This window comes from Nocardia sp. PLKS1-43 (assembly GCF_059510335.1).
In genome coordinates this window covers 303464-326471 of the sequence record NZ_JCAJZQ010000008.1, presented here as the reverse complement: position 1 = coordinate 326471, position 23008 = coordinate 303464, and the positions used below count along the sequence as shown (strand labels likewise).

Annotated in this window: 27 protein-coding genes; 3 read left to right on the top strand and 24 right to left on the bottom strand. The window is 66.2% G+C overall.

Going from position 1 to position 23008, the window contains the following annotated elements; all coding sequences use genetic code 11:
• Positions 1–301 precede the first annotated feature (301 nt).
• The 20 genes from murA to AC5WS7_RS27315 all read right to left on the bottom strand — a co-directional run bounded on the left by murA (position 302) and on the right by AC5WS7_RS27315 (position 16561).
• On the bottom strand, positions 302–1564 hold the full coding sequence (gene murA / locus AC5WS7_RS27410) for a UDP-N-acetylglucosamine 1-carboxyvinyltransferase (protein WP_495957455.1): 1263 nt from the start codon (positions 1562–1564) through the stop codon (positions 302–304).
• Between the two features lie 75 nt (positions 1565–1639).
• Positions 1640–2257, bottom strand: coding sequence for a cob(I)yrinic acid a,c-diamide adenosyltransferase (locus AC5WS7_RS27405; protein WP_495957454.1), 618 nt, complete (start codon positions 2255–2257; stop codon positions 1640–1642).
• A gap of 52 nt (positions 2258–2309) precedes the next feature.
• Positions 2310–2729 carry a DUF2550 domain-containing protein gene (locus AC5WS7_RS27400; RefSeq protein WP_495957453.1) on the bottom strand — a complete coding sequence of 140 codons (420 nt, stop codon included), beginning with the start codon at positions 2727–2729 and terminating at the stop codon, positions 2310–2312.
• 77 nt (positions 2730–2806) lie between these two features.
• Positions 2807–3247, bottom strand: a complete 441-nt coding sequence (locus AC5WS7_RS27395; RefSeq protein ID WP_495957452.1) for an MspA family porin — start codon at positions 3245–3247, stop codon at positions 2807–2809.
• Positions 3178–3435: an MspA family porin gene (locus AC5WS7_RS27390; protein ID WP_495957475.1), complete on the bottom strand. Its 258-nt coding sequence runs from the start codon at positions 3433–3435 to the stop codon at positions 3178–3180. Before AC5WS7_RS27390 ends, AC5WS7_RS27395 begins: the two co-directional genes overlap by 70 nt.
• Positions 3436–3595: 160 nt before the next feature.
• A complete protein-coding gene (locus tag AC5WS7_RS27385; protein ID WP_495957451.1) occupies positions 3596–3871 on the bottom strand; it encodes an MspA family porin in 276 nt (91 codons plus the stop codon).
• 419 nt (positions 3872–4290) lie between these two features.
• Complete coding sequence (locus AC5WS7_RS27380) at positions 4291–4668, bottom strand: F0F1 ATP synthase subunit epsilon (RefSeq protein WP_495957450.1); 378 nt, start codon at positions 4666–4668, stop codon at positions 4291–4293.
• A gap of 6 nt (positions 4669–4674) precedes the next feature.
• Complete coding sequence (atpD, locus tag AC5WS7_RS27375) at positions 4675–6123, bottom strand: F0F1 ATP synthase subunit beta (RefSeq protein ID WP_495957449.1); 1449 nt, start codon at positions 6121–6123, stop codon at positions 4675–4677.
• Between the two features lie 27 nt (positions 6124–6150).
• Positions 6151–7122 carry a F0F1 ATP synthase subunit gamma gene (locus tag AC5WS7_RS27370; protein ID WP_495957448.1) on the bottom strand — a complete coding sequence of 324 codons (972 nt, stop codon included), beginning with the start codon at positions 7120–7122 and terminating at the stop codon, positions 6151–6153.
• Positions 7123–7183: 61 nt separating this feature from the next.
• Entirely contained in the window at positions 7184–8821 is a 1638-nt protein-coding gene (gene atpA / locus AC5WS7_RS27365) for a F0F1 ATP synthase subunit alpha (RefSeq protein ID WP_495957447.1), read from the bottom strand.
• 146 nt (positions 8822–8967) lie between these two features.
• A complete protein-coding gene (locus AC5WS7_RS27360) occupies positions 8968–9777 on the bottom strand; it encodes a F0F1 ATP synthase subunit delta (protein WP_495957446.1) in 810 nt (269 codons plus the stop codon).
• Positions 9778–9963: 186 nt separating this feature from the next.
• The gene (locus tag AC5WS7_RS27355) at positions 9964–10521 is read right to left on the bottom strand and encodes a F0F1 ATP synthase subunit B (protein ID WP_495957445.1); all 558 of its coding nucleotides are present in this window, start codon (positions 10519–10521) and stop codon (positions 9964–9966) included.
• A gap of 5 nt (positions 10522–10526) precedes the next feature.
• The gene (locus tag AC5WS7_RS27350; protein ID WP_067679075.1) at positions 10527–10775 is read right to left on the bottom strand and encodes an ATP synthase F0 subunit C; all 249 of its coding nucleotides are present in this window, start codon (positions 10773–10775) and stop codon (positions 10527–10529) included.
• An 84-nt stretch (positions 10776–10859) separates the two neighbouring features.
• Entirely contained in the window at positions 10860–11636 is a 777-nt protein-coding gene (atpB, locus tag AC5WS7_RS27345; protein WP_495957474.1) for a F0F1 ATP synthase subunit A, read from the bottom strand.
• Between the two features lie 319 nt (positions 11637–11955).
• Complete coding sequence (locus AC5WS7_RS27340; RefSeq protein WP_495957444.1) at positions 11956–12408, bottom strand: Cg1360 family ATP-synthase-associated protein; 453 nt, start codon at positions 12406–12408, stop codon at positions 11956–11958.
• Positions 12409–12418: 10 nt separating this feature from the next.
• Complete coding sequence (locus AC5WS7_RS27335) at positions 12419–13615, bottom strand: MraY family glycosyltransferase (RefSeq protein WP_495957443.1); 1197 nt, start codon at positions 13613–13615, stop codon at positions 12419–12421.
• A gap of 11 nt (positions 13616–13626) precedes the next feature.
• Positions 13627–14292 (bottom strand): L-threonylcarbamoyladenylate synthase, encoded by a 666-nt coding sequence (locus AC5WS7_RS27330; RefSeq protein WP_495957442.1) that lies wholly within the window; start codon positions 14290–14292, stop codon positions 13627–13629.
• A 60-nt stretch (positions 14293–14352) separates the two neighbouring features.
• Positions 14353–15195 carry an ABC transporter permease gene (locus tag AC5WS7_RS27325; protein ID WP_495957441.1) on the bottom strand — a complete coding sequence of 281 codons (843 nt, stop codon included), beginning with the start codon at positions 15193–15195 and terminating at the stop codon, positions 14353–14355.
• The gene (locus AC5WS7_RS27320; RefSeq protein ID WP_495957440.1) at positions 15155–15994 is read right to left on the bottom strand and encodes an ATP-binding cassette domain-containing protein; all 840 of its coding nucleotides are present in this window, start codon (positions 15992–15994) and stop codon (positions 15155–15157) included. Before AC5WS7_RS27320 ends, AC5WS7_RS27325 begins: the two co-directional genes overlap by 41 nt.
• A gap of 72 nt (positions 15995–16066) precedes the next feature.
• Positions 16067–16561 (bottom strand): MarR family winged helix-turn-helix transcriptional regulator, encoded by a 495-nt coding sequence (locus AC5WS7_RS27315; RefSeq protein ID WP_495957439.1) that lies wholly within the window; start codon positions 16559–16561, stop codon positions 16067–16069.
• Between the two features lie 128 nt (positions 16562–16689).
• Here AC5WS7_RS27315 and AC5WS7_RS27310 point away from each other — a divergent pair, with 128 nt between their 5' ends.
• Positions 16690–16947: a type II toxin-antitoxin system Phd/YefM family antitoxin gene (locus tag AC5WS7_RS27310; protein ID WP_495957438.1), complete on the top strand. Its 258-nt coding sequence runs from the start codon at positions 16690–16692 to the stop codon at positions 16945–16947.
• Positions 16947–17219, top strand: a complete 273-nt coding sequence (locus AC5WS7_RS27305) for a Txe/YoeB family addiction module toxin (RefSeq protein ID WP_495957437.1) — start codon at positions 16947–16949, stop codon at positions 17217–17219. The genes AC5WS7_RS27310 and AC5WS7_RS27305 overlap by 1 nt, the downstream gene beginning before the upstream one ends.
• A gap of 4 nt (positions 17220–17223) precedes the next feature.
• Here the strand turns inward: AC5WS7_RS27305 and prmC are convergent, their stop codons facing one another.
• The 3 genes from prmC to rpmE all read right to left on the bottom strand — a co-directional run bounded on the left by prmC (position 17224) and on the right by rpmE (position 19865).
• A complete protein-coding gene (gene prmC, locus AC5WS7_RS27300) occupies positions 17224–18117 on the bottom strand; it encodes a peptide chain release factor N(5)-glutamine methyltransferase (RefSeq protein WP_495957436.1) in 894 nt (297 codons plus the stop codon).
• A 200-nt stretch (positions 18118–18317) separates the two neighbouring features.
• Positions 18318–19397, bottom strand: coding sequence for a peptide chain release factor 1 (prfA, locus tag AC5WS7_RS27295; protein ID WP_495957435.1), 1080 nt, complete (start codon positions 19395–19397; stop codon positions 18318–18320).
• 237 nt (positions 19398–19634) lie between these two features.
• Entirely contained in the window at positions 19635–19865 is a 231-nt protein-coding gene (rpmE, locus tag AC5WS7_RS27290; protein ID WP_495957434.1) for a 50S ribosomal protein L31, read from the bottom strand.
• A 462-nt stretch (positions 19866–20327) separates the two neighbouring features.
• Between rpmE and AC5WS7_RS27285 the strand changes: the two genes are divergently transcribed.
• Positions 20328–20546: a hypothetical protein gene (locus tag AC5WS7_RS27285; RefSeq protein WP_495957433.1), complete on the top strand. Its 219-nt coding sequence runs from the start codon at positions 20328–20330 to the stop codon at positions 20544–20546.
• 128 nt (positions 20547–20674) lie between these two features.
• Here the strand turns inward: AC5WS7_RS27285 and rho are convergent, their stop codons facing one another.
• Positions 20675–22621, bottom strand: coding sequence for a transcription termination factor Rho (gene rho / locus AC5WS7_RS27280; protein ID WP_495957432.1), 1947 nt, complete (start codon positions 22619–22621; stop codon positions 20675–20677).
• Positions 22622–23008: the final 387 nt, after the last annotated feature.

Here is a 23008-nt window from a genome sequence, read left to right as displayed (position 1 = left end):
GTGAAGATCGGAACCAAAACAAAAAATTTGGCACTGACATTCATCGACACACTATTGAGTTCTCAAAGAACACACGCACCAGAATCTCACCGGAGTGAACCGGGTCGATCGGCTGGGCAACTTTTACAGCTTAGCTCAACTCGAGCAGCGAAACCAAATCCGCACTCTCGGTTGATCCAGTGTGATCGTCAGACGCTCTGCGTACATCCTCGTGTCCCGGGCCTCTCGGCTCCGGGTCGGTGTCCGCGTCGCTGACTCGGAATAAGTTACGTGTTGCCGCTGACCATGTCAAATCCCCTGGTCAGGAGGCCTTTCCGACGCGCTCGACGTCGGCGCCGAGGGAACGCAGGTTCTCCACGAACTTCGGATAGCCCCGATCGATGTGGAAGACGTCGTGCACCTCGGTGACCCCGTCGGCGACCAGACCCGCGAGCACCAGACCCGCGCCGGCGCGGATGTCCGAGGACCACACCGGCGCACTCGACAACCGCGGGATTCCGCGGACGACCGCGTGGTGACCGTCGGTCCGGGCATCGGCGCCGAGCCGGATCATCTCCTCGACGAAACGGAACCGCGCCTCGAATACGTTCTCGGTGATCATCGAGGTGCCATCGGCGATCGCGGCCAGGCCGATGGCCATCGGCTGCAGGTCGGTCGGGAAACCCGGAAAGGGCAGGGTCGCGAAGTTCACCGCCCGCGGCCGCTCGGGCTGTACGACGCGAAAACCGTCCGGCTCGAAGGAGATTCGCGCACCCGCGGACCGCAGCTTGTCCAGCACCAGCGACAGGTGCTTGGGATTGATCCCCTGGACGCGCACATCGCCGAGCGTCATGGCCGCGGCGATTCCCCAGGTGGCGGCCACGATTCGGTCGCCGATCACCTGATGCGTCGTCGGCGAGAGCTTGCGCACGCCCTCGATGGTGAGGACAGAGGTGCCCGCACCGTCGATCCGCGCGCCCATCCTGGCCAACATCGTGCACAGGTCGACGATGTCGGGCTCGCGAGCGGCATTGTCGATGACCGTCTCACCCTCGGCCAACACCGCGGCCATCAGGATGTTCTCGGTCGCGCCGACCGAGGGGAAGTCCAGCCGGATCCGGGCTCCCTGCAGCTCGTCGGCGCGGGCGACCACACAGCCGTGCTCGATCTCGCTGGTCGCGCCGAGCAGGCGCAAGCCCGTCTGATGCATGTCCAGCGGCCGCGAACCGATCGCATCACCGCCGGGCAGTGCGACCACGGCTCGGCGGCATCGCGCCATCAGCGGACCCAGCACGCAGACCGAGGCGCGGAACTGGGTCACCGCGGGGAAGTCGGCGTGATATTTCGGCTCGGCCGGAGTGTCGATGGTGACGACCGATCCGGCGACCGTGACATCGCAGCCCAGGCCGCGCAGCACCTCGGCCATCAACGGCACGTCGAGGATGTCAGGGCAGTTCGTGATCGTCGTCGTGCCCTCGGCGAGCAGCGCGGCGGCCATCAGCTTCAGGACGCTGTTCTTGGCGCCGCCGACCGCGACCTCACCGACGAGCCGACTGCCTCCCGTCACCAGAAACCGTTCACTCACAGCGCCCCCTCGACGGGGCTGGCCTGCGCCGTGCGTGCCGCACGCTGTGTCGGTGGTTGACTCACGGGGGCCAGCCTAACGGGCGGGGCCATCGGTCGTGGCGTCTCCGTCCGTCTCCGATTGCCCGGCGGCACCAGGACGCCACAGGATGTCACCGTCCGGATTGGCCACCCGGCCGACGATGAACAGTAGGTCCGACAGTCGATTCAGGTATTTCGCGGGCAGCACGCTGATCTCGTCGGAGTGCTCCCGCACCGCCGACCACGCCGAACGCTCGGCCCGGCGCACCACCGTGCGGGCCGTGTGCAGCAGTGCGGCCAAGGGCGTGCCACCAGGCAGGATGAACGAATTCAACGGCGCCAGTTCGGAATTGAACTCGTCGCAGTATCGCTCGAGGCGATCGATGTAGAACTGGGTGATGCGCAACGGCGGATACTTCGGCTCGGCCACAACCGGCGTGGACAGATCCGCGCCCGCGTCGAACAAATCGTTCTGCACCTGCCGCAGCACCTCGACCACCTTCGGCTCGGGCTGCCCCAGCGCAATTGCGACACCGATCGCGGCATTGGCCTCGTCACAGTCGGCGTAGGCGATCAGCCGGGGGTCGGTCTTGTCCACTCGCGAGAAATCGCTCAATCCGGTGGTGCCGTCGTCGCCGGTCCGCGTGTAGATCCGCGTCAGATGCACACTCATGCTCCCCCGCCTCTCCGGGTGTTCTGGCCGACCATTGGGTGTTGTTCCTCCACTATCCCGGACGACGTCGAACCCGCTCGGAGGGACGGGACTCGACCCAGGACAGGAATGCCGCGAGCGCGCCGCGATCGAGCGCCAGCTCATAGCTGCCGTCACCGTCGGAGACCGCGATCACGATGATGTCGTCGGTCATGATGTCGTACTCGTCGCCGACCGGACCGCGTCGATCGACCACCTCGATACCGAGGCGCCGAATCGTCGAGTCCGCACCGAATCTGAGGCTGGTCAGTTTGTAGAAGACCAGCTGATCCTCGCCGTACCGGATCAAGCCGTGCCGCCAACCCTGACCGCCCTTGGCCGGGAGTACCCGCAGAATCGCCGCTGTGCCGCCACGACGCAACATCACCAGGCGATAGAGCGAGGCCAACCCCAGACCGACAAGCACCAACACCAGAATGATCAGCAACGCCATTCCGGTCCGCAATCCAGGTCCGTCCCTTCGCTAAAGCCCCTGATGCCGGTGCGAGTGGCGTGCCATCCCATACAACGTCACTGTGTGGGCGAGTCTACAAACACCCCCGCACCGGAAATCGGCCGGTCCACCCCAGCCGCGGAGCCTTTCCGGCGGCGCCCGGGGCGAATTCGGCGCACTCGCGAAAGCCGCACGCGCACAAGGTGTTCCGAAGTCTTTCGCACGACAATGGCGACCGGGTCACCAGCGCACACGCACCGGCGCATGGTCGCGTGCGGTGATCCGCGGGGCTCAGCCCATGGTGAACGGCACTCCCCAAACCGAGATGACATCTCCCCCGCTTTGGTCGAGACATCGGCGAAGGCGAACGCCCGCGCCTGCGCGTATCCGCCGCACCCGTTGACCGCGAAGGCGTCATCGGTCCAGCTCACACCGGCGTGCGGGCCGGTCACCGTCGGGTGCGCCTTGTGACTCTCGTTGCCGTAATCGTCCGGCTGATGGTCAGCTCGACCTGGCATCCCACCACGTAGCCCGGGTTCAGCTCGATGGAAGCCGAGGATGCGCCGGGACCGGAGACGTCGGCGACGACTCGCGCGGAGGTCCATACATTGCGATGCGGCGGCGTCGCGCCCATCCAACTGCTGACCTTGGCCGACTGGTCCGGCAGGGATATGTGTACGACGGTGCCGTCGCCGAGGGTGCGCATGATCACGGTGTTCGACTGCTATATGAAAGCGTCGGCATTCACTGTGCCCGAGGTGGACATCCCGAACCGGCGGCCACCGCCGCCGGCGGACCGATCACGCGGCCACATCGCACAGATTTGCGGAGAATCATGTGTTTCCTCGCGAAAAATGACGGTGTGATCAGCCGATGCTGAACGACTGGCCGTAGAGAGTGACCTTGTGAAAATTGGCGCAGACGACCGCGAACTGGCGGGCCTGCGCATATCCGGCGCAACCCTGAATATCTATCGGAACATCCTGGTAATTCAGGTAATACCGGCCGGACTCGGTCATGTCCTTGTTATCGATCTGCACCCCTTCGACCTCGCCGGGGCTGATCGGCAAGGACAGGCCGGCGGCGACCGTCGGGCTCGTGGACAGCGACGGACCGAACGATCCCAGCGCGCTACCTGGCATCCGACGAGATAGCGCGACTGTCAGCCCGGACGCGCCGTGGGCGAAAAGTCGTTCGTGCCCGGTTTGTTTCGCGCGCCGTTGTTCGGACCGACCACACCGTTCGCAGTTTGCAGATCGACCGCCACATCACCGCTGATCAGGTGGTACGTCCGGCGCCGTTGGCAGCCGGCGATGGTGAAACCGCCGCGTGCTCACCGGTACTGGTGATTTTCGCTCCGGAGCCTTCGATATGTCCGTTGGGCACTGGTACGAACGTGTCCGCTCGCGCGGCGCCCGGAGAGCACGTAGCGGCCGAGCCGCGCCAACCAATTGGGTGATCAGGTGAAGCCGGAGTGTCACGAAACAAAAACCGCGCGGCGGCCCGGAAATGTCCGGAACCGCCGCGCGGTTCATCGAATTCGGTTGTCGTGAAGAACTTCTCAGGGGCGAGCGCTCAGCTCCACCGCCCGCAGACGACCTTCCGCGGCGTTCTTGTCCTGTTCGGAGGCATTCGGATCGGCGATAACCGCACGCGCGGCCTCGACGTCCACATCGTCCGCGAAATCCGCCGTCTCGGCCAGAATTCGCACGGTCGACCCCGTTACGGAGAAGAATCCGCCGTTCACCGCCGCGACGATGCGCTCGCCCTCGGAGCTGACGATGGTGACGATCCCGCCCTCGACCAGCTGGCCCAGGACCGGCTCGTGGCCGTGCAGAATACCGATCTGCCCCTCGGTGGTCTGGGCGCTGACGAAACTCGCCTGTCCCGACCACAGCCGTCGCTCGATGGCGACCATATCCACTGACATATCCGCCATGATGGGCTACTTCCCGGCGATCTTCTTCGCAGCCGCCTCGACGTCGTCCAGGCCACCGCAGGAGTTGAACGCCTGCTCGGGGAAGTGGTCGAACTCGCCCTTGCAGACGCGCTCGAAGTCGTCGATGGTCTGCTCCAGCGGGACGACCGAACCCGGCTGACCGGTGAACTTCTCGGCGACGATGAAGTTCTGGCCCAGGAACTTCTCCAGGCGACGGGCGCGGCCGACGAGGACCTTGTCCTCCTCGGAGAGCTCGTCCATGCCCAGAATGGCGATGATGTCCTGAAGTTCCTTGTACTTCTGCAGGATTCGCTTGACCTCGTTGGCCACCGCGAAGTGCCGATCACCCAGGATCGAGGCCTCCAGGATGCGGGAGGTCGAGGTCAGCGGGTCGACAGCGGGGTAGATACCCTTCTGCGAAATCGGGCGGGAGAGCTCGGTGGTCGCGTCCAGGTGGGCGAAGGTGGTCGCCGGGGCGGGGTCGGTGTAGTCGTCCGCGGGAACGTAGATCGCCTGCATCGAGGTGATCGAACGACCACGGGTCGAGGTGATCCGCTCCTGCAGCTGACCCATCTCGTCGGCCAGGGTCGGCTGGTAACCGACGGCCGAGGGCATCCGGCCCAGCAGGGTCGAGACCTCGGAACCGGCCTGGGTGAACCGGAAGATGTTGTCGATGAACAGCAGCACGTCCTGGTTCTGCACATCGCGGAAGTACTCCGCCATGGTCAGCGCCGAGAGGGCCACGCGCATACGGGTGCCCGGCGGCTCGTCCATCTGGCCGAAGACGAGGGCGGTGTCCTGCAACACGCCCATCTCTTCCATTTCCAGGTGCAGGTCGGTGCCCTCACGGGTGCGCTCACCGACGCCCGCGAACACGGACGTACCGGAGAACTCACGCGCGATACGGGTGATCATCTCCTGGATCAGAACGGTCTTGCCGACGCCGGCGCCACCGAACAGACCGATCTTGCCGCCCTTCACGTACGGGGTCAGCAGGTCGATGACCTTGATGCCGGTCTCCAGGATCTCGGTCTTACCCTCGAGCTGGTCGAACGGCGGCGGCTCGCGGTGGATGCCCCACTGCTCGCCGTCCCGGCCCAGGCCGGGGGTGTCCAGGCAGTCGCCGAGGGCGTTGAAGACGTGGCCCTTGACCACGTCGCCCACGGGAACCGAGATCGGCTTGCCGGTGTCCTCGACCTCCACGCCGCGGACCAGGCCGTCGGTGGGCTGCATCGAGATGGTGCGCACGATGTTGTCGCCCAGGTGCTGCGCGACCTCGAGGGTCAGCGTCTTGGCCACCGAGGGCAGGGTGACCTGCGCGTGCAGGGCGTTGTAGAGCTCGGGGATGGAACCCCGGGGGAACTCGACGTCGACGACGGGGCCGATGACTCGGGCGACGCGGCCTGTACCAGCGCCCGCCCGGCTCTTGTTGTCTTGAGTGACAGCTGCGGTCATTTTTCTCTCTCTGGGGTGGGCAGTGGGCTAGTCGCGATCCGACGCCGCCGCCAGCGCGTTCGCGCCACCGACGATCTCGCTGATTTCCTGCGTGATGTTGGCCTGCCGGATCGAGTTCGCCTGCCGGGTCAGATTGTTGACCAGGTCGTTGGCGTTATCGGTGGCCGCCTTCATCGCGGTGCGGCGCGCGGCCGACTCCGAGGCCGCGGCTTCGAGCAACGACGAGTAGATGCGGGTATTGATGTACTTCGGCAGCAGTGCGCCGAGCAACCGGTCCGCATCCGGCTCGAACTCGTACAGCGAGGAAATCTGCGCGGTCGGCGAATCGGACATCATGTCCTCGCCGAGGTCGTAGGTCTCCTCGATGATGTCCACGTGGATCGGCGCGAGCCGGCGCACTTCGGGCGTCTGCGACAGCATCGACACGAACCGGGTGTAGACGATGTGCAACTCGTCCACACCGGCGATGGTGCCTTCGCCGTTCGGCGCGGGCACCTCGCCCTGCGCACCCGCCATGAACGCTTCCACCAGGTGGTTGCACGCGGCGGAGGCGTCGGTGTAGTGCGGCTGCTGGGAGAATCCGGTCCACGAGCCCATCGGGCGGCGGTTGCGGAAGGTGTAGTACGACAGGCCCTTGGCGCCCATCACGTAGATCACCGGCTCCTTGCCCTCGGAGCGCAGCGTCGTCATGAGTTCCTCGGCGCGCTTGAGCACGTTCGAGTTGTACCCACCACACATACCGCGGTCGCTGGTGATCACCAGGATCGCGGCCCGAGTGGGCTCGGCCCGCTCGGTCAGCAGCGGATGCGAGAGATTCTGCGAGGCGCCGGCGAGTTCGCCGAGCACCTTGGTGATCTCCTCCGCATACGGCTTGGCCGCGGCCACCCGGGCCTGGGCCCGGCTGATCCGCGAGGTGGCGATCAGCTCCTGGGCCTTGGTGATCTTCTTGATCGAACTCACACTACGAATGCGGGAGCGCAGTTCGCGAATATTGGCCATCGGCTATTCACTCCCTTCATTCTGTGTACGGCTGTCCGACAATCGCATTGGCTGCTCGCGCTTACTTCTCGACGTGCTTGCGGTGGACGGACACGGACTCGACCTCTTCGTGGTCCAGCTGACCGGCCGCGGCCTCGTTCACCACGCGGCTGCCGTCGGAGGCGATGAAGCCCTGCTTGAACTTGTCGGTCTCGGCCTTGAGCAGATCGGCGGTCTCGCCCTCGATCTTCTTGCCGCCCTCGATCGCCTTGAACGCGGCGGCCGCACCGCGGTGCAGGCTCTCGAGCAGTTCGGCGTTGAACCGGCGGACGTCGCCAACCGGCACCGTGTCGTAGTAGCCGGCGTCGACCAGGAAGATCGAGACGATCTGGTCCTCGACCGCGACCGGGGAGTACTGGTCCTGCTTGAGCAGCTCGACCCAGCGCGCACCGCGCTCGAGCTGAGCCAGCGAAGCGGCGTCCAGGTCGGAGGCGAAGGCGGAGAACGCCTCCAGCTCGCGGTACTGGGCCAGCTCCAGACGCAGCGAACCGGCGACCTGCTTCATCCCCTTGGTCTGCGCGGCGCCACCGACACGGGAGACGGAGGTACCGACGTTGATCGCCGGGCGCACACCCTTGTTGAACAGGTCCGACTCCAGGAAGACCTGGCCGTCGGTGATGGAGATGACGTTGGTCGGGATGAACGCGGAGACGTCACCGGCCTTGGTCTCGATGATCGGCAGACCGGTCATCGAACCGGCGCCCATCTCGTCGGACAGCTTTGCGCAACGCTCGAGCAGACGCGAGTGCAGGTAGAAGACGTCACCCGGGTACGCCTCGCGGCCCGGCGGGCGACGCAGCAGCAGCGAGATCGCGCGGTACGCCTCGGCCTGCTTGGACAGGTCGTCGAACACGATCAGCACGTGCTTGCCCTGGTACATCCAGTGCTGGCCGATGGCCGAACCGGTGTACGGCGCAAGCCATTTGAAGCCGGCCGAGTCCGACGCGGGCGCCGCGACGATGGTGGTGTACTCCATCGCGCCGTGCGCTTCCAGCGCGGCCTTCACGCCCGCGATGGTGGAACCCTTCTGACCGATGGCGACGTAGATGCAGCGCATCTGCTTGGTCGGGTCGCCCGACTCCCAGTTCGCCTTCTGGTTCAGGATGGCGTCGATGCAGACCGCGGTCTTACCGGTCTTGCGGTCGCCGATGACCAGCTGACGCTGGCCGCGGCCGATCGCGGTCAGCGCGTCGATGGCGGTGATGCCGGTCGCCATCGGCTCGCCGACGGGCTGACGCTGGAGCACCGTGGCGGCCTGCAGCTCCAGCACGCGGCGGTCGTCGGCCTCGATATCGCCGAGGCCGTCGATCGGCGCGCCGAGCGGGTCGACCACGCGGCCGAGGAATTTGTCGCCGACCGGCACCGACAGCACGTCGCCGGTACGCCGGACGGTCTGGCCCTCCTCGATGGAGTCGAACTCACCCAGGATGACCGCACCGATCTCGGTGTCCTCCAGGTTCAGCGCGACGCCCTGCACGCCACCCGGGAATTCGAGCAGCTCGTTCGCCATCGCCGAAGGCAGGCCACTGACGTGGGCGATACCGTCGCTGGTGTCGGTGACCGTACCGACCTCCTCGATGGAGGTCTCGGGGGTGTAGGCCTGGGTGTAGCTCTGGATCGCGCTACGGATCTCGTCGGGGGAGATCGTCAGCTCCGCCATGTTCTTCCTGCTCTCGCTGTGTTGGATTCTGCCTGTGCGGGGCGGCCTCCGTGGCTACGCTACGCTGCCGCCTCCGGCCGCTGACCCGCCCAGGCGGCCTGGTCTCGAATGTCGGGTGGGGTGGCCGCCGCTTCCGTCAGCGCCCTCTAGGTCAGGGACTGACGCAGCCGCTGTAGCCGGCCCACGGCACTGCCGTCGATCACATCGTCGCCGACGTGCACGACGACACCGGCCAGAAGGCTCGGATCGACCTGCACATGCACCGTGATCGGCTTGTCGTAGATGCGCTGCAGCGAGGCCGCCAATTGCTCGCGCTGCTGCGGCGTCAGTTCGGTCGCCGCACGCACATGGGCCACGATCTGCTTACGCAGCGACGCGGCCAGATCGGACAACTCGTCGAAGACCCCGCCCACGTCGCCGCGCGAGCGGCTGACCGCCTGCTCGGCCAGCTGCAGGGTGATGTCCTCGACCTTGCCGGTGAGCAGGCGCGCGACCAGCTCACGCTTGGCCTGCGCCGACTTACCGCGGTCGGCCAGCGCCTGCTCGAGTTCCGGATTGTCCTCGACGACCCGGCCGAGCCGGAACAGCTCGTCCTCGACCGCGTCGATGCGCCCGCGATCGGCGGCCGCGCGCAGCAGCGCCTCCCGGCCGAGCAGCACCAGGGTGTCGACCAGGTCCCGGCTCCGGGACCAGTCCTGGGCGACGGCAGTGGTCAGCACGGCCTGCGTGGCCGCGCTGATCTTGCCGCCGAACAGGCGTTCGGCCAGTTCGGCGCGCGCCGAACTCGACACCGACTTGTCCGCGAGCGCGACACGCAGCGAGCGCTCGCCGTCCAGGACGTCGACCACGGCGAACAGTTCGGATCCCGTCGTGGCGGCGACGGTGTCACTCCCGGTGAGAGCAGCCGAAAGAGCTTCCCGCGCACGGGAATTCGCCTCGCGGCTCCCTGCGTACATGCTTCCCACTTTCACTGTGTTGGCTCCTGCCTGTGCGTGGCGGCCCGTGTGGTCGCACATCGCTGCCGCTTCCGGCCGCCGACCCGCCCAGGCTTTGTTGGATTATGCCTGCACGCGACAACCGACGTGGTGACGCCCCGCTGTCGGCTCGGTTGGCTCCGCCCGCTGACCCGCCCGGGCATCTCGCTACCTTCCGACCCCGATACCGGCCCGCAGATCCAATTCTGCAAGAAACCGGTCGATGGAGGCGGCCTGTTTGGCCTCATCGGCAACCGACTGGCCGATGATCTTCTCGGCGAGATCGACCGCGGTGTGGCCGAGCTCGGCACGAAGTTCGGTGACGATCTGCTGACGCTGGGCCTCGAGCTGCGTGTGGCCGGTGGCCACGATGCGGTCCGCCTCGGCCTGGGCCTCCGCGCGCAGCTGCGCGAGGATCTGCTGGCCCTGGGTGCGCGCCTCTTCACGGATGCGCGCGGCCTCGAGCCGGGCGTCGGCCAGCTGCTGCTGGTACTGCGCCAGCGTTTCCTGTGCCTGCGCCTGTGCGGCCTCGGCTTTCTCGAGCCCGCCTTCGATCTTCTCCGAACGTTCGTCGAGCACCTTGCTCAAGCGCGGGACAACGTACTTGAAGAACACGACGGCGACGACGATGAAGACCACCGCCGACCAGAAGATGTCGTACGGCTCCGGCAGCAGCGGGTTCGGATCCGAACCGCTGTCGGCCGCGAGCAAAACAATCCCGTTCATGGCAATCAGAAGATGAAGCCGGCGACGAGACCGATGAGCGCCAGGGCCTCGGTGAACGCGATACCCAGGAACATGTTGGTCCGGATGGTGCCCTGCAGCTCGGGCTGCCGGGCGATGCCCTCGATCGCCTTACCGACGACGATGCCGACGCCGATACCCGGGCCGATGGCGGCCAGGCCGTAACCGACGGCGCCGTAGCCCTTCACCGTCTGGGTGTTCTCGGCGAGGGTGGTGGCCACGTTGGAGAGGCTCATGAGTTTTCTATCCCTTTCTGTTGCCCACACCGCAGGGTGTGTGGGTCAGTCGGTGTGCGGTTGTCTGTGGGCGCGTATGCGCGGTCAGTGCGAATCGGCGTGCTGCGCCAGGCCGATGTACACGGCTGTCAGCAGCGCGAAAACGTAGGCCTGCAGGAAAATCACCAGCATTTCGAACAGCGTGAAGGCGAAGCCGCCGGCCAGCGAGAACGGGGACAGGCCCTTCATCCACGCGGCGCCGTCGAACAGGAAGAACTGCGTGGCGCTGAAGAACAACACCAGCATGATGTGTCCGGCCAGCATGTTCGCCATGAGTCGCACGGTGAGCGTGAACGGGCGCAGGATGAAGGTCGAGATGAATTCGATCGGAATCAGCAGCACGTGCATCGCGGGCGGCACATTGGGCACCACGATGGACGAGCGCATGTACTTCCAGAAGCCGTACTTCTTGATGCCGATGTAGTTGAACGCGATGTACGCGACAATCGCCAGCACCAGCGGCATGCCGATGCGCGCGTTCGAGGAGATGTTCAGGAACGGGATCACGCTGGAGAAGTTCAGGAACAGGACGGCGAAGAAGATCGACGCGATCAGCGGGAAGAACTTCTTGCCGGTTTCCTTGCCCAGTACCTCGAAGCAGATCTGCTCACGCACGAATACGAGACCGTATTCGGCGACATTCTGCAGACCGCGCGGTACGAGTTTGGGGCTGCGGAACGCCAGCGCCATGAAGGCGATCAGAACCGCGGCCATGACGATGCGGATCAGCATCAAACGGTTGAGCTCGAAAGGAGTCCCGCCGAACAGCACCGCCGAAGGGAAGAAGTCGGACAGCGAGGGCGCGTGGAACTCGCCCGCCAGATTGGTGACGCTCAGCGTTCTCTCCCGTGTTCGGGCCGCGGGATGTCAAGGGTCTCCCGCGGTTCGATCGGACATTGACGATCAGGTGGGTCGACTAGGGTCGGCTCGAAGTTCGTCAGCAGCTGAGGCGGGGAAGAACCCGCTCGAGGCGTCTGTACGTCGGCGACATCGTCGACGGTGCAGAGCCGAACCCCCTTAAGGCTCGGCACGGCTGCAAGCATACCGGCAATGGCCGGATCGCAATGATCGCCCCCACTGATCGGATGCTTACGGTAAAGAGTTTACCAAGCCATCTACGACAACGTGTAGGGGGTATCGCTCACAGTTTTGAACGATCTTGTCCGGAGCCCTCGCCCGGCGGGGTCACGACCGGAACCCGTTGGCGCAGTACGCCGTACGTCTCCGCGCCCAGAACGATGAGCAGCGCGCCCACCACGGTCAGGAACAACGACATCCGGTCGTAGAAGTCGAACTGCTTCAGCACCGCGACCACGAGCAGGACAACCAGAAGTTTGCCGACCCAGCTGCCCAGCATCACCATGCCCTGGATGCCGGTCTCCAATCGCGCACTGAACAGCACCAGCGCGGCGGTGGTCAGGATGAAGAACCCGCCGATGGCCGAGCCGATCACCGCGCCCCACAGACCGGGCAGACCCGCGAAGATCGTGGCCAGCACACACGAGATCACCACCAGCGCGATCAATCCGGCGATGCCGTAGCGCAGCGCCGCCCGCAAGGGAGCGTCCGGATGGGATTGCGATGCCGTGGTCACGCCGCGAAGTTTACTCGCCGCTTACTTCCGGCCCGTTCGGCACCGGATCGCCGGAGACGGACCGGCGCTTGCGCAGCCCCACTGCCTCGCGCAGCGAGGGCACCGCGGTGAGTACCAACGCGCACACCAGACCGGCGGCGAACAACAGCACCACCAGCCGCCGATCGATGAGCGAGGAGCCGACCGCGCCGAAGGCCAGCACGCCGACCCACAGATAGATCGTCAGCACGACGCGACGCTGGGAATGTCCGATCTGCAGCAGCCGGTGATGCAGGTGCATCTTGTCCGGAGTGGAGAAGCTCACGCCCGCGCGCACCCGGCGCACGATCGCCATCACCAGATCCAGCACCGGGATGAACATCACCGCGCCGACCAGCAGTAACGGCGACAGCAAGCCGACGATGTCGCGGGCGCCGTACCCGGTCAGCGGAATCCGGCCCGAGGCGCCGGTGGAGACCGCCGCCAACATGAGCCCGATCAGCATCGATCCGGAATCGCCCATGAATATCCGGGCGGGCTGGAAATTGTGCGGCAGGAATCCCAGGCAGCCGCCCGCGAGCGCGGCGGCCAGCATCGCCGGCGGATAACCGTCCGTGGCGCCGCCCTGCTGATACAGCAGTCCGGCGGCGAAGACGAAGACCGCGAGCGCGGCGATCACGCCCAGACCACCGGCCAGACCGTCCAGACCGTCGACGAAGTTCCACGCGTTGATCATGGTGACGGTGATGATCACCGTCACCGCGCCGCCGTAGAGCTGGTCCAGCACCACCGTGGTGTTGGTGAACGGGTTGTAGATCGCGACCCAGCTCAAACCCATCACGGCCATCACGCAGGCAGCGGTGATCTGGCCGACGAATTTGGTCAGCGCGTCCAGGCCCCAGCGGTCGTCGATGATGCCGACCAGCACGATGAGGGTGCCCGCGACCATGACCGCGGGGACGTCGTGCGGATAGTCGAAACCCCGCCGCAGCGCGGGCAGCTGATGGGCGAACAGCACCGCGGCCACCACGCCCAGATAGATCCCGACCCCGCCCATCCGCGGGATCGGCTTGACGTGCACGTCACGTTCGCGCGGAATCGCGACCGCGCCGAACTTGATCGCCAGCACCCGAATACCACCGGTGGACAGCAGAGTCACCACCGTCGACACGAGCAGGACCAGCAGAAGCTCGCGCAGCGGAACGACCGCGCCCTGGCTGAATATCATCTACCAGGCCGTCACCGTGACGCTCGGATCGTGAGGTCCCCCGGCGCGATGCCGAGCACCTCGCCCACCTGTTCCGCGGTCACCGCGCCCTCGCGCAGGATGCGCGGGCTGTCCGCGGTGAGGTCCACGATCGTCGAGGGGACGCCGTGATCGGCCGGTCCGCCGTCCAGGTACACGCCCACCAGCTCGCCGAGCTGATCGCGCGCCTCCTGCACCGTCGTGGCCGCGGGCTGTCCGGAGACGTTCGCGCTGGACACCGCCAGCGGGCCGACCTCCCGGAGCAGTTCCAGCGCCACCGGATGCAGCGGCATCCGCAGCATCACCGTGCCGCGGGCGTCGCCCAGATCCCACGCCAGCGAAGGGGCTTGCTGCACAACCAAACTCAATCCGCCCGGCCAGAACGCGCGGATCAGATCGCGCGCCTGCTGCGATACGGAGAACACGAGTCCGTCGATGGTGTTCCAGGACCCCACCAGCACCGGCACCGGCATATCGCGGCCGCGGCGCTTGGCGGCCAGCAGATCGGCGACCGCCCCGGAATCGAAGGCATCTGCCGCCAGTCCGTACACGGTGTCGGTGGGGATGACCGCGAGCCGTCCGGATTTCAACGTCGTCCGCGCGGCGGTCAGCCCGGCGGCACGTGAGTCGGGATCGGAGCAGTCGTAGACGATACTCACCCGGGTGAGTGTATTTGCTGGCGCGAACGAAGGTGCGGCGGGACTCTCGACACCGGCGAATCACCGCACCAACCGGCCCAGAAGGCCAGAGGCACAGGCGATTCCGAGTACCGCCGCCGATACGAGTACGCCCATGTCGACCCATAGATGGTCGGCCGCGCCGATGAGCAGACCGCGCAGGGCGTCCACCTCGTAGCTGAGCGGATTGACGTGACTGATCACACGTAACCACCCGGGCATGAGATCGATCGGGTACAGCGCGTTGGAGGCGAAGAACAGCGGCATGGTGATCGCCTGGCCGATGCCCATCAGCCGGTCGCGCTTGGTCACCAGGCCCGCGATGGACATCGACAGGCAGGCGAAGAAGGACGCGCCCAGGATCACCGCGACCACCGCGCCGAGCAGTTTCAGCGGATTCATCGTCAGGTGCACGCCCATCAGCAGCGACAGCACCACGATGATCAGTACCTGCGCCACCGAACGCACCCCGACCGCGAAGCACTTACCGGTGATCAGCGCCGCGCGCGGGGTCGGGGTGACCAGGAGTTTGTTCAGAATTCCGGCGTCCCGGTCCCAGATCAGCTGGATGCCGTACAGAATCGCGATGAACAGCGCCGACTGCGCGATCACGCCGGGCGCGAGGAAGTCCAGATAGGGCAGCGAGCCGGTGGGGATGCTGTGCAGCCGGGAGAAGGTGGTGCCGAAGATCAGCATCCACAGTGCGGGCTGCACCGCGCGGGTGAACAGTTCGGTGCGATCGTGGCGCAGTTTCTGCAACTCCACCAGCGCGAACGTCCCCATCCGCGAACTCAGCGCCCCCGCGCGGCCCAAGCCGCGCGGAGCCTGGCGCAGCGGCGGGAATTCAGCCGGCACGTTGAGCGGTTCGGCGTGTGTTTCGGACACCGCGCAGCCCTCCCTCGGTATTCGAGTCTTCTTCCAACCCGGCGCCGGCGTGGTGCCGGAATACGTCTTCCAGCGTGGCCTGTGCGCCCAGGGCGGCCTTCAGCTCCGCCGGCGAACCGACCGCCCGCAGAATACCCTTGTGCAGCAAGGCGATTCGATCGCACAGCACATCGGCCTCGGACATGTAGTGGGTGGTGAGCAGCACGGTCGTGCCGAAGCTGTGCCGCAGTTCGCGCACTCGCTCCCACACGCCATCGCGGGCGATCGGGTCCAGCCCGACGGTCGGCTCGTCCAGGATCAGCAGGGCGGGCCGATTGACCAGCGCCTGCGCCAGTTCCAGGCGGCGCACCATACCGCCGGAGTAACCGGCCGCGAGCCGATCGGCGACATCGAGCAGATCCATCGCGGCCAGTACCTGTTCGACACGTTCGGCGCGCTCGCGGCGCGGGACGTCGAACAGCCGCGCGAACCACGCGACGTTCTGCCGCCCGGTCAGCGCGGCCTCGATGGACAACTGCTGCGGCACGTAGCCGAGGTTGTAGCGGATCGAGGTGTTGTCCCTGCCGACTTGCCGCCCGAACATGGTGACCCGGCCGTGCTGGATCGGCATCAGGGTGGTCAGCAACCGGATCGTGGTGGTCTTGCCCGCGCCGTTGGGTCCGAGCAGTCCGAAGACCTCACCGCGTTCGATACGCAGATGCAGATCGTTCACGACGGTGTGGTCGCCGTAGCGATGCGTCAGGCCGACGCATTCCACGGCGGGGATAGCACCGGGTGGCTCAACGGATTTCGCCGTCATCGCACTCCCCCGTTCTCGCTCGTGCCGAATGTTCCTCCGCTGCGGGCGGATTCGTGCATTGCGGCATGCCGTTCATTTCCGATGTTCACGTTCGTGCAGCAGATCGGTCAGCTTGTCGACCACGGCCAAACCGCGAACCAGGTCCCGGCGTTCGACCTCGGTGAGCTCGTCGAGCGCGGCGCCGACGAGTTGATGTCTGCGCCTTCGGGTTTCGTCCACCGAGAGCTGCACCTCCGAGGGCAGGCTCAACCGTGACGCCCGGCGATCGTCCGGATCCTGCTCGCGCACGAGCAGATCCGCCTTCACCAGCGCGCTGACGAAGGTCGACACACTGTTGGGCGCCAGCCCCAGCTCCGCGGCGGCGGCCTTCACCGAGATCCCCGGATTGCGCGAGACGAGCCGAAGGAACTCCGCCTGCGCATCGCTGATTCCCGGCTGATCGAATGCCCGCCCGGCCAGCCTGCGCACCTGTCGCCGGAACCGCCCGAACACCCCCAACATGCCGCCGACCAGCTCCGGAGAGTTCTCCGGACCGGCGGTGACACCTTCCTCGGCCGTCCGCACCACCTCAGATTACCTCTAAGACAGAGCTATTTGCATCTTATTCAGAGCTATTTTCCGGAAGTTCAACTTACGTCTTCCACGTCACCATTACTTGTACGATATCTTGTACAGAATAAGGAGGTGCCGCATCCATGACCGCGCTACCGATCTCGAGCGTGCGACAGAATCTATTCGGCCTGGTAAAGCAGGTGAACGACGACCACAACCCGGTCACGGTGGTTACCAAGAGCGGGGAGAACGCGGTGCTCGTCGCGGAGTCCGATTGGGACTCCCTACAGGAAACGCTCTACGTTCTGTCCACTCATGGCAGCGTTCATCTGCTCGCTTCCGCCGATGCTGCGCGTCGCGGTGAGACCGAAATGCACGAACTGCTGGATCCGGATGCTTGATGGCCGCAGACCGTAAGCTCTCCTTCACCTCGCGAGGCTGGGCCAGTTACTCGGCTTGGCTCGCTCCCGACCGTACCGTGCTGAAAGCAGCCGACAAACTGATCGAAGCCGTGCTGGCAGATCCGTTCACCGGTATCGGCAAGCCCGAACCGCTGCGTCACAAATTGGCCGGGCACTGGTCGAGACGAATCACCCTGGAACACCGACTGATCTACTACGTGACCGATACCGAGATCGTTGTGGTGCAGGTCGGTAGCCACCACGAAGATTGAGCGCTCAGTCGGCGGTACGGCGGGCGGCGACGAAGCGGGGTTTGCCCGCGAGGTCCGGATGTTCGACGATCGCGGTGAATCGGCCGGTGTTCGCGAACAGGGCGGCGACCTGGGGGCCGTTGGTGTCGTCGTGTTCCACAGCGGCCACGCCGTCCGCGCGGAGCAGGCGGGTGACGGTGTCGATCATCGGGGTGATCACGGACAGGCCGTCGGGGCCACCGAACAGGGCTCGGTGTGGATCGTGCTCGGCCACCTCGGGATCCAGGGGCGCGCCCTCGGGGATGTAGGGCGGATTGGCGACCAGTACGTCCACACGACCGTTCAATGGCGACAACACATTCGGATCGGTGACGTCGCCGGCGTGCAGATGTATCGGCGTATCCCCCTGCGCGGCTCGAGCATCGGCATTGCGGCGCGCCCACTCGCGGGCCGCCGGGTCGATCTCGACCGCGTACACCTCGGCATCGGGACGCGCGTGCGCGATCGCCAGGGCCAGCGCGCCCGATCCGGTACACAGATCCACCACGATCGGCGGATGTTCGTGCCGAGGTGTCACCAGCTGTACCGCCTCGAGATGTGCCAGCGCCCAGGCGAACAGCAATTCGGTTTCCGGACGAGGGACGAACACCCCCGGGCCGACCGCCAGATCGATCTCACCCATCGCGGCGATGCCCGTGAGATGTTGCAGCGGAACACGTTCCGCGCGCCGGTCCACCAGTTTGCGGAATTCCCCGAGTTGTTCGGCGCTCAGCATCGGCGTCAGCGCGAGCCGCGAACGCTCCACCCCGAGCACGTGGGCGGCAAGGAATTCGGCGTCGGTATGCGGACTGTGCACGCCGGCAGCCTGAAGCTGCCCGGCGGCCTCGAGGATCGCCGGACGTAGCGAAACACGACTCACTGTGTCCTTGGCCTCCGCTTCGCGCCGGCGGGGTTTTCGGCGCTGTAAAGCGACGAGCCCGCGCCGAAAATCTTGGAGTTGGTGTTGCTGAACCTATCGCTTCGCGGGCGACTCCCAGCGGATAGAGACGCTTCGCAGTGGGGACGAAACGAGCCCAGGGCCGAAATCTTGTCCAGCAACATAATCGTGCGGTACCGGGATTACTCGGCGGCCAAGCGGGCGGCGCGGTCGGCCTCGCCGAGTGCGTCGAGCAGGGCGTCCAGGTCCCCGTCCAGCACCGCGTCCAGGTTGTGCGCCTTGAATCCGATGCGGTGGTCGGTGATCCGGTTCTCCGGGAAGTTGTAGGTGCGAATCCGCTCCGAGCGGTCCACGGTGCGAATCTGGCTGGCGCGGCCCGCGGCTGCCTCGGCATCTGCCTGTTCCTCGGCCAGCAGTTGCAGCCGGGCCGCGAGCACCTGCATCGCGCGGATCTTGTTCTGCAGCTGGGACCGCTCGTTCTGACAGGTCACCACGATGCCAGTGGGCAGATGGGTGATGCGCACGGCCGAGTCGGTGGTGTTGACGCCCTGACCGCCCTTACCGGAGGAGCGATAGACGTCGATGCGCAGATCACCCTCGTCGATCTGCACCTGCTCGACCTCGTCGGGTTCGGGATAGATCAGGATTCCCGCGGCCGAGGTGTGGATACGTCCCTGGGATTCGGTCACCGGCACCCGCTGCACGCGGTGCACGCCGCCCTCGAATTTCAGCCGGGACCACACGCCGTCACGACTGGGCTCGCGACTCTTGATGGTGATCGTGGCTTCCTTGTAGCCGCCGAGATCGGAGATGGTGGCGTCGAGAATCTCGACCTTCCAGCCGCGTCGCTCGGCATAGCGGATGTACATCCGGGCCAGATCCGAGGCGAACAGCGCGGATTCCTCACCGCCCTCGCCGGATTTCACCTCGAGCACCACATCGTCGGCGTCGTGCGGATCGCGCGGCGCGAGCAGGTCGGTGAGCGTCTTCTCCAGTTCCTGCACCTGCTCTTCCAGATCCGGCACCTCGGCGGCGAAGGACGCGTCGTCCGCGGCCAGCTCGCGCGCGGCGCTCAAATCCTCGCGCGCGGTCCGCAGTTTGGTGTACGCGGACATGATCGGAGCCAGCTCTGCGAACCGCTTACCCACACGCCGGGCCTCGGCCGGATTGTTGTGCAGTGCCGGATCGGACAGCTGCGTCTCCAGCCCGGCGTGTTCGGCCAGGATGTCGTCGATCGCGGACGGGGCCGTCACATCGGCCATCGCGGGAGCTCCTCTGTGCGATTCTCGTTCGTCGGTTCCAACATTTCCCCGCAGCTTCCACCGTCGACGTTCGCCGCCCGCCTCGCCGCCGAGACGCGCGGCGGGTGCGAGGAACGGGTGCCCGGCACGGGCTCAGCGGTGAGACTTCCGGGGCCGCGAACCCGCCGTGGCGGAGCGGAGGCCGAAAGCACCGACGCCCGGCCTACGGGGTTCGTAGGACGGGCGTCGGCGGGGTAGCTACTTGGCGTCGGCCTTCTTCGGGGTGCGCTTGCCGTAGCGAGCCTCGAAGCGAGCGACACGGCCGCCGGTGTCGAGGATCTTCTGCTTGCCCGTGTAGAACGGGTGGCACTGCGAGCAGACCTCGACGTTGATGCGGCCCGACTCCTTGGTGCTGCGAGTCTGGAAAGTATTCCCACAACCGCAGACGACGGTCGTCTCCACGTATGTGGGGTGGATTCCTGCCTTCATGGATGTCCTTTCGATGGTCGCCGGGTCGCCTCGCGAAGCGGGACGTGAACCGGAACCGACTAGGCATTGTTGCCAACTAAGCAGTGTAAACGCCGATCCGTAGCGGTTTTGTTCCGGGCCGGATCCGCCGCGCGATGTTCCCAAAACGGGGAACAGGTATGTTTATTCCCCGAGCAGGCCCTAAGGTGGTCCCCCAGGAAGTACGGGCGCGCGTATTCGCAGCTCTCGAGCCAGGCTGAACTCGGGTAGTCGGCTACTCGTGAATATGAACAGGGGTGTTCATAGATTATCGGCAGCGGGCCGGAACCGGCTACGGCAGGAGGGAACGCAGTGAATCAGCACACCGCTCGGGGGGCTCGGGGGTCGCGGTCTCCCGGATCGGCGATCAGCCGTAGGCTTCGCGTCCTGCCGGGGGGTTGGCGCGCGGAAATCCTCGCCGGAGCAGTCTTGACGGTTTTGTCGGTGACGATCGCCATCTGCTGGTGGGCGGCACCCGCGGATCGGGCCGCCGCGCTCAGCACGCCCGGAGCGGCCGGTGATACCGAGCCCTATCAGTTCACCACGACCGCGCTGCCGACCGGCGGTCTCACCGCCGCCACCGCGCTGATCCTCGGCGGATTGATTTTCGGTGCGGTGCTGGTCGGACGAATCTTCTACTCCCCCACCCGAAAACGCCGCTGAGGCCCTGCCACAGCAGGACCTCAGCGGGGTGGGCGTCCGGCGAGGACACGGCTCGCTCGCCGGATATACGTCCCGTGGTCCGTGCGAGCCCGTCGCGACACCGGCGAGCCCGCACGAACGCGGGAGTACTACTCGTCCAGAGCACCCGGCGCGGTCTTGGAGACCTGCACCAGGAATTCCATATTGTTCTTCGACTTGCGCAACCGGTCGATCAGCAGGTCGATCGCCTGATGCGAATCCAGGCCGGACAGCACGCGCCGCAGCTTGTGGATGACCGCTGCCTCGTCCGGCGACATGATCAGCTCGTCGCGGCGGGTGCCGGACGGGTTGACGTCCACCGCCGGGAACACCCGGCGCTCGGCGATCTTGCGATCGAGCTTGAGCTCCGCGTTACCGGTGCCCTTGAACTCCTCGAAGATGACCGTGTCACCGGTGGATCCGGTCTCCACCATCGCGGTGGCGATGATGGTCAGCGAGCCGCCGTTCTCGATGTTGCGCGCCGCGCCCAGGAACCGCTTGGGCGGGTACAGCGCGGTCGAGTCGACACCACCGGACAGGATGCGGCCGGACGCGGGCGAGGAGTTGTTGTACGCGCGGCCCAGACGAGTGATCGAGTCCAGCAGCACGACGACGTCCTGGCCCATCTCCACCAAGCGCTTGGCCCGTTCGATGGCGAGCTCGGCGACCGAGGTGTGATCGCTCGGCGGCCGGTCGAACGTCGAGGCGATCACCTCGCCGCGCACCGAGCGCTGCATATCGGTGACCTCTTCGGGACGTTCGTCGACCAGCACCACCATCAGGTAGCACTCGGGGTTGTTGGTCGCGATCGCGTTCGCGATGTCCTGCATGATCGTGGTCTTACCGGCCTTGGGCGGGGACACGATCAGGGCGCGCTGCCCCTTGCCGATCGGCATGATCAGGTCGATCACGCGGGTGGTCAGCTTGTTCGGCTGGGTCTCGAGCCGCAGCCGCTGGTTCGGGTACAGCGGGGTGAGCTTGTTGAACTCCGGACGCCGCTTGGCCGAATCGACATCGGTGCCGTTGACGGTGTCCAGCCGGACCAGCGGATCGAACTTCTGCCGCTGGTTGCCCTGCTCACCCTCGCGGGGCGCCCGCACCGCACCGGTGATCGCGTCACCGCGGCGAAGGCCGTTCTTGCGAACCAGGTTCATCGAGACGTACACGTCGTTCGGGCCGGCCAGGTAGCCGGAGGTGCGCACGAACGCGTAGTTGTCCAGCACGTCCAGGATTCCGGCGACCGGCTGCAGGACGTCGTCCTCGCGGATCTCGACCTCGCGGGCCTCGCCACCGGCGCCGCCCTCGCGGTCCCGGCCACGACGACGCTCCCGGAACCGGCGGCCGCGACGGCCCCGGCCGTCACCGTCGTCGTCACCACCGCGATCGCGGTCGCGATCGGCGCCGTTGCGGTTCTGGTTGCCCTGACCGTTCTGCTGGCCGCGATCGTTGCGATCGTTCTGCTGATTGCGATCGCGACGACGCTCACCGGCGTCCTGCTCGGACTTGACCTCGGCGCCGTTGGTCTCGGCCTTGGCCTCGCCGCCCTCGGCCGCCCGCTGCTCACGACCGCGGCGCTGCCGGCCACGACCCCGCTGGCCGCCCTCGCGGCCGGAATCCTCGCCCGAATCGGCCGGGCGCGCAGGCGAATCAGTCTTGGCCTGGGCGGGTTCGGCGGACTTGTCCGAGGACTTCTCGGCGGACTTGCCCGACTTCTCGGCCTTCTCGGCGGGCCGGTCGGCAGACTTCTCGGCGGACTTGTCGGCGACGCCGTCCAGCGTCTGCTGCTCACCGCGCGCCGAGGCCGACTTGGCCCGCGGCGCTTCGGCGGCGGGCGCGGGCTCGTCGGTCTTCGCCGACTTGGCGGGTGCGGATCCCTCGCGGCCACGCACAGGCTTCGTGGCCGAACCACCGGCCTGATTTTCCTTGATAGCGGCGATGAGATCGCCCTTGCGCATCCCGGAAGTGCCTCGTATACCGAGCTCTCCGGCCAGTGCGCGCAACTGCGGCAACAACATTCCAGTCAGCCCCGATCGTGCGACGTCGGTTTGTTCGCTCATCTTCGAAATCTGTCCGGAGTCACTTTCGCGGCTGTCCGAGGAACGTCCATCGGTTTCCACCCCGGGTGTCGCGAGCAGGTCCGTATCTGTCACGGAGATCCTTTCCTTCCCTCGATTGCCGTGTGCTTGTTCGAGGGTTTCGTCCCGAAGCCCGATCACTTGCCGAGCCCGGATGCCGTATCGCCTGCCCCGCCGGACCTGTGGTTCGTCACCACCAGGTCTGCGCCACCGGTTCACAAAGGTGGGAGTTCATTCCAGTGCCGACCCCAAGTTCTCGAGACCCGCCTCGCGAGTCTGAGCAAGGAGCCTGCTGGAGCGATTGCCCAAATGAAGCACCGGCGTCTGATGCGCACGATGTACGGACTCGCTCAGGATAGCTCCCCACTG

What these genes read in the sequence shown, in the direction of transcription:
- AC5WS7_RS27360 (WP_495957446.1), bottom strand. Translation starts at nt 9,777, where the DNA reads ATGTACGCAGGGAGCCGCGAGGCGAATTCCCGTGCGCGGGAAGCTCTT.
- AC5WS7_RS27305 (WP_495957437.1), top strand. Translation starts at nt 16,947, where the DNA reads ATGGCCGCAGACCGTAAGCTCTCCTTCACCTCGCGAGGCTGGGCCAGT.
- AC5WS7_RS27400 (WP_495957453.1), bottom strand. Translation starts at nt 2,729, where the DNA reads ATGGCGTTGCTGATCATTCTGGTGTTGGTGCTTGTCGGTCTGGGGTTG.
- atpA (WP_495957447.1), bottom strand. Translation starts at nt 8,821, where the DNA reads ATGGCGGAGCTGACGATCTCCCCCGACGAGATCCGTAGCGCGATCCAG.
- AC5WS7_RS27310 (WP_495957438.1), top strand. Translation starts at nt 16,690, where the DNA reads ATGACCGCGCTACCGATCTCGAGCGTGCGACAGAATCTATTCGGCCTG.
- AC5WS7_RS27380 (WP_495957450.1), bottom strand. Translation starts at nt 4,668, where the DNA reads ATGGCGGATATGTCAGTGGATATGGTCGCCATCGAGCGACGGCTGTGG.
- rpmE (WP_495957434.1), bottom strand. Translation starts at nt 19,865, where the DNA reads ATGAAGGCAGGAATCCACCCCACATACGTGGAGACGACCGTCGTCTGC.
- AC5WS7_RS27395 (WP_495957452.1), bottom strand. Translation starts at nt 3,247, where the DNA reads ATGCCAGGTCGAGCTGACCATCAGCCGGACGATTACGGCAACGAGAGT.
- AC5WS7_RS27390 (WP_495957475.1), bottom strand. Translation starts at nt 3,435, where the DNA reads ATGCGCACCCTCGGCGACGGCACCGTCGTACACATATCCCTGCCGGAC.
- AC5WS7_RS27350 (WP_067679075.1), bottom strand. Translation starts at nt 10,775, where the DNA reads ATGAGCCTCTCCAACGTGGCCACCACCCTCGCCGAGAACACCCAGACG.
- AC5WS7_RS27355 (WP_495957445.1), bottom strand. Translation starts at nt 10,521, where the DNA reads ATGAACGGGATTGTTTTGCTCGCGGCCGACAGCGGTTCGGATCCGAAC.
- atpD (WP_495957449.1), bottom strand. Translation starts at nt 6,123, where the DNA reads ATGACCGCAGCTGTCACTCAAGACAACAAGAGCCGGGCGGGCGCTGGT.
- prfA (WP_495957435.1), bottom strand. Translation starts at nt 19,397, where the DNA reads ATGGCCGATGTGACGGCCCCGTCCGCGATCGACGACATCCTGGCCGAA.
- AC5WS7_RS27385 (WP_495957451.1), bottom strand. Translation starts at nt 3,871, where the DNA reads ATGCCAGGTAGCGCGCTGGGATCGTTCGGTCCGTCGCTGTCCACGAGC.
- AC5WS7_RS27405 (WP_495957454.1), bottom strand. Translation starts at nt 2,257, where the DNA reads ATGAGTGTGCATCTGACGCGGATCTACACGCGGACCGGCGACGACGGC.
- AC5WS7_RS27335 (WP_495957443.1), bottom strand. Translation starts at nt 13,615, where the DNA reads ATGATATTCAGCCAGGGCGCGGTCGTTCCGCTGCGCGAGCTTCTGCTG.
- AC5WS7_RS27320 (WP_495957440.1), bottom strand. Translation starts at nt 15,994, where the DNA reads ATGACGGCGAAATCCGTTGAGCCACCCGGTGCTATCCCCGCCGTGGAA.
- AC5WS7_RS27370 (WP_495957448.1), bottom strand. Translation starts at nt 7,122, where the DNA reads ATGGCCAATATTCGCGAACTGCGCTCCCGCATTCGTAGTGTGAGTTCG.
- rho (WP_495957432.1), bottom strand. Translation starts at nt 22,621, where the DNA reads ATGAGCGAACAAACCGACGTCGCACGATCGGGGCTGACTGGAATGTTG.